At 49.2% G+C, this 614-nt stretch carries 3 tRNA genes; all 3 read left to right on the top strand.

Going from position 1 to position 614, the window contains the following annotated elements:
* Nucleotides 1-2 precede the first annotated feature (2 nt).
* Nucleotides 3-79 (top strand) — tRNA-Arg (locus FKN08_RS23635).
* 52 nt (nt 80-131) lie between these two features.
* Nucleotides 132-208, top strand: a tRNA-Arg gene (locus tag FKN08_RS23630).
* A 52-nt stretch (nt 209-260) separates the two neighbouring features.
* Nucleotides 261-337 (top strand) — tRNA-Arg (locus FKN08_RS23625).
* The last annotated feature ends 277 nt before the right edge of the window (nt 338-614 follow it).

The following is a 614-nucleotide window of genomic DNA, read 5'->3' as shown; positions in this document are numbered from 1 at the left end:
GCGCGTCCTTAGCTCAGCTGGATAGAGTACCTGGCTACGAACCAGGCGGTCGGAGGTTCGAATCCTCCAGGACGCGCCACTTATTAAAGGGTAATGCCCTGATGTTGACGAAAGTTGATATCGAAAACTGCGCGTCCTTAGCTCAGCTGGATAGAGTACCTGGCTACGAACCAGGCGGTCGGAGGTTCGAATCCTCCAGGACGCGCCACTTATTGAAGGGTAATGCCCTGATGTTGACGAAAGTTGATATCGAAAACTGCGCGTCCTTAGCTCAGCTGGATAGAGTACCTGGCTACGAACCAGGCGGTCGGAGGTTCGAATCCTCCAGGACGCGCCATTTACTGAAAAAGCCTCGCAATTGCGAGGTTTTTTTGTATCTGGACATCAGGAACTATAGCCTAGAGTTGTTAGAGGCAATGCCCTTCTTTTCCAAAAGCGAATATGTGCTTATCTAAGCAATTTGGAACAAAGTTTCTGCTGTAGTTTGGTAAGCGTCTACGAACCGACTCATTGACTTTCTAATATCTACGCAGATACCGCCAACTAAGGCGGTATCTGTCATTCTGAGCGGTATTCTGTAGGGGCGGACTATTCCGTCTTTGGCATTTTCCAAG

The sequence above is a fragment of the Vibrio sp. 1-2 (7-a) genome, assembly GCF_013048515.1.
GTDB classification, from domain to species: Bacteria; Pseudomonadota; Gammaproteobacteria; order Enterobacterales; family Vibrionaceae; genus Vibrio; species Vibrio diabolicus.
The sequence above is the reverse complement of the archived record's forward strand: the minus strand, read 5'-3'. Positions and strand labels throughout refer to the sequence as shown.